The organism is Micromonospora sp. NPDC049799 (assembly GCF_040656655.1).
In the GTDB taxonomy this organism is placed as follows: Bacteria; Actinomycetota; Actinomycetes; order Mycobacteriales; family Micromonosporaceae; genus Micromonospora.
In genome coordinates, this window is the sequence record NZ_JBFAMU010000568.1 from 1 (window position 1) to 2,941 (window position 2,941).

Genomic DNA, 2,941 nt, shown 5'->3' on the forward strand with positions numbered 1-2,941 from the left:
CAGCAGCGCAACCAGATCCACGCCCGGGTGCTCGTCCTCTCCGAGGCCGAGGAGTGAGTCTTCGTTAAGGTGGCCCGCATGAGCCCTCTGGACCTCGCGCCCGCCGCCGCGGCCGTCGCCGACGGCTGCCAGTTGATCACTCACGCGGTGTCGCTCGGCGGCGTCGACACCCTCATCCAGCACCCCGCCTCGCTGACCCACCGGCCGGTGCAGGGGGAGGCGAAGCCGGGCGGCGGGCTGCTGCGCCTCTCGGTCGGCCTGGAGGACCCGGAGGACCTGTGGGCCGACCTGGGACGGGCACTCGCCGCCGTCGCCTGACTGGTTCCGCGGCGACGTCCCTGGCCGGCCCCCGAACCGGCCGTGCGTCGGCGTCTCCCTTTCCGGTCACGCGGCCGGACCAGCGGGTCTAGCGCATGATCGACTCGACATCATTGAAACCGGGGTGTCCGGGTCAGGTTGTCAGCCCCATCAATGCCGTCGAGTGGATCTTCGCCCGGGACGGACTTGTGTGGGGTCGACGGAAGGTCCGGGCCGCGCACGGGTCGGGACTTCGGGCCGACGTGGCGGTCGAGCGCGGCGACGGCCTCCCGGCGGGCCACCGACAGGGAGTTGCGGCGGTTCATCCGCCAGGCGATGCCGAGCAGGTCCAGCGCCCACTGGCACAGGCCCATGATGTCGGCCGACTCGTTGGTGAACATGTAGCGGGGGTAGACGTACTCCTTGCCGCGTACGGTCACGCGGTTGGTGAACCGGCAGCCATCGGAGTGGAAGAGGCCACGCAGGAAGTGGCCAGGATGACGCTGAACGATCTCGCGTTGCCAGTCGGCGAGCACAATCGGTCGCCGGTGCTTCTCACCGGGACCGTGCTGGGGAAACAGGCAAGGCCAGTGCGTGCCGGAGCTTTGGACGCTCACGCAGCCCTGTTGCGGGACCCGTTGGACCTTGGTGGCCAAGACCGCCCGCATGGCATCGCCGCAGGCGTCGATCAGGTCGGGCCACCTGTTGCTGCACGAGATCCGCAGCACCGGCACGCGGGCCGAGGTGACCAGGTGGCCGTCGCCCAGGTAGAGGCCGAGCAGATAGGTGTAGAGGGCAGGATCCGCGGGCCCGGCGGTGTCACGACGGCATCGGAAGCATCGGAGTGCCGTGCCGTGCTGCTTCGGCTCGGGGCGAATTTTGCGCCAGTGCCGAACTGTCGGATAGGAGATACCTACGGCGCGGGCGGCCTCCGCCACCGTGGCGCCGGACAGGTAGAGGCGCCGAGCTCTCGCCCGGACATCGGGTGGATGCATACGAGCATCTTCGAACGCCTGTATGACAGTTTCGGTGCCCCCGGTGGGATTCGAACCCACACTGTCGGAGGTTTGAGCTCCGCTTCTCTGCCGGTTGGAATACGGGGACTGGCCCACCTGACGCTCTCGCGTCGCGCTATAGGTTACCCACTACGCTAGTGGCTGCGACACCCGGCACGGCGGGTGTCGAGGACAGACTGGTGGGAGTGGCTCGTGGCCGAGACGCAGACGGATGCCGAGCGCAGGCGCGTACTGATCGCCGAGGACGAGGCGCTCATCCGGCTGGACCTCGCGGAGATGCTCGTCGAGGAGGGCTACGAGGTCGTCGGCGAGGCCGGCGACGGTGAGACCGCCGTCCGGCTCGCCGAGGAGCTCAAGCCCGACCTCGTCATTCTCGACATCAAGATGCCGATCATGGACGGGCTGGCCGCCGCCGAGCGCATCGCCGGCGCGCGCATCGCCCCGGTGATCATCCTGACCGCGTTCAGCCAGCGCGACCTGGTGGAGCGGGCGCGGGCGGCCGGCGCGATGGCGTACCTGGTGAAGCCCTTCCAGAAGAGCGACCTGGTCCCGGCGGTGGAGATCGCGCTGTCCCGCTACTCGGAGATCGCCGCCCTGGAGGCCGAGGTCGCCGGCCTGAACGACCGGCTGGAGATCCGCAAGACGGTGGAGCGTGCCAAGGGCGCGTTGATGACCACGTACGGGATGACCGAGCCGCAGGCGTTCAAGTGGATCCAGCGCACGGCGATGGACCACCGGATGACCATGAAGGAGGTCGCCGAGCGGATCCTCGCGGAGACCGCCGGCGGCGAGGTGGCCCGTCCGGCCACCTGAGTCGAGGGTTGAGAAGGGCCCCCTGTACGACGCCAGGCGTTAACAGGGGGCCTTTCCTTGCATAGCATCGACGTTCGTGTGGGGCCGGCGTCCGGTGGCGGTGCTCGGTGCGGTCGTCGCGCTGCTCGCGGGCTGCGCGCGTCCGGGCCGGCTGGACGGTGACCAACCGCCGCCGGTCCGTGCGGCGTGGGTGCCGCTGAGCCTGCCGGCGCCTCCGGGCCCGCCCGGCCGGTTGCTGCTGCGCGACGTGGCGGCCTGCGCCGGCCGGTGGTACGTGGTGGGTGGCGTCTCGGGCGCGGACGGGGGGACCCGGCCGGCGGCCTGGGTCGGCGACGGGGCGGTGTGGTCGAGCCTGCCGACGGTGCCGGTGACCTTCTCCGGTGAGCAGCACGTGTTCTCATCCGTGGCGTGCCGGGATGACCGGGTCGCCGTGGTGGGCGCGAAGAGCGGGGGAGTGCACGGCAATCCGCGTACCGGCACCTGGTGGCAGGGGCGGGACGGCGCGCTGCGTGAGGTGTCGGCGCCGTTCGAGCAGTTCGGTGGCCCGCGTGCGGTGAGCGTCGGCCGGATGGCGGCGGGTCCGGCCGGTTGGCTGGTGGTCGGCTCGCGGGTGGACGGGGCGGTGGTGTGGGTCTCGCCGGACTCGGCGGCGTTCACCCTCGTCGAGGGGGCTCCGGGGCTGTCCGGCGACGGGCGCGGGCGGACGGCGGCGTACGACGCGGTGGGCGTACCGGCGGGGTGGTTGGCGGTGGGCACGTTGCTGGCGGCCGGCGGGGTGCCCCTGGCGTGGACGTCGCCCGACGGTCGCTCGTGGC

General features: G+C 71.3%; 3 protein-coding genes, 1 tRNA gene and 1 pseudogene. 3 read left to right on the forward strand and 2 right to left on the reverse strand.

Annotated features, from left to right (window positions below; genetic code table 11):
• The first annotated feature begins 78 nt into the window (after positions 1–78).
• Positions 79–318, forward strand: a complete 240-nt coding sequence (locus tag AB0I76_RS26440) for a PLP-dependent transferase (RefSeq protein WP_357040800.1) — start codon at positions 79–81, stop codon at positions 316–318.
• Positions 319–428: 110 nt separating this feature from the next.
• Here AB0I76_RS26440 and AB0I76_RS26445 read toward each other — a convergent pair whose 3' ends face one another.
• Both AB0I76_RS26445 and AB0I76_RS26450 read right to left on the reverse strand, forming a co-directional pair.
• Positions 429–1,292 (reverse strand): helix-turn-helix domain-containing protein, encoded by an 864-nt coding sequence (locus AB0I76_RS26445; RefSeq protein ID WP_357040807.1) that lies wholly within the window; start codon positions 1,290–1,292, stop codon positions 429–431.
• A gap of 35 nt (positions 1,293–1,327) precedes the next feature.
• Positions 1,328–1,401: transfer RNA gene (locus AB0I76_RS26450), tRNA-Leu, on the reverse strand.
• A gap of 104 nt (positions 1,402–1,505) precedes the next feature.
• On the opposite strand from AB0I76_RS26450, the gene AB0I76_RS26455 reads away from it, so the two are divergent.
• Positions 1,506–2,126 carry a response regulator gene (locus AB0I76_RS26455; protein ID WP_357040804.1) on the forward strand — a complete coding sequence of 207 codons (621 nt, stop codon included), beginning with the start codon at positions 1,506–1,508 and terminating at the stop codon, positions 2,124–2,126.
• A 76-nt stretch (positions 2,127–2,202) separates the two neighbouring features.
• Positions 2,203–2,941, forward strand: a pseudogene (locus tag AB0I76_RS26460) (hypothetical protein); the annotation flags it as partial.

What these genes read in the sequence shown, in the direction of transcription:
- AB0I76_RS26445 (WP_357040807.1), bottom strand. Translation starts at nt 1,292, where the DNA reads ATGCATCCACCCGATGTCCGGGCGAGAGCTCGGCGCCTCTACCTGTCC.
- AB0I76_RS26440 (WP_357040800.1), top strand. Translation starts at nt 79, where the DNA reads ATGAGCCCTCTGGACCTCGCGCCCGCCGCCGCGGCCGTCGCCGACGGC.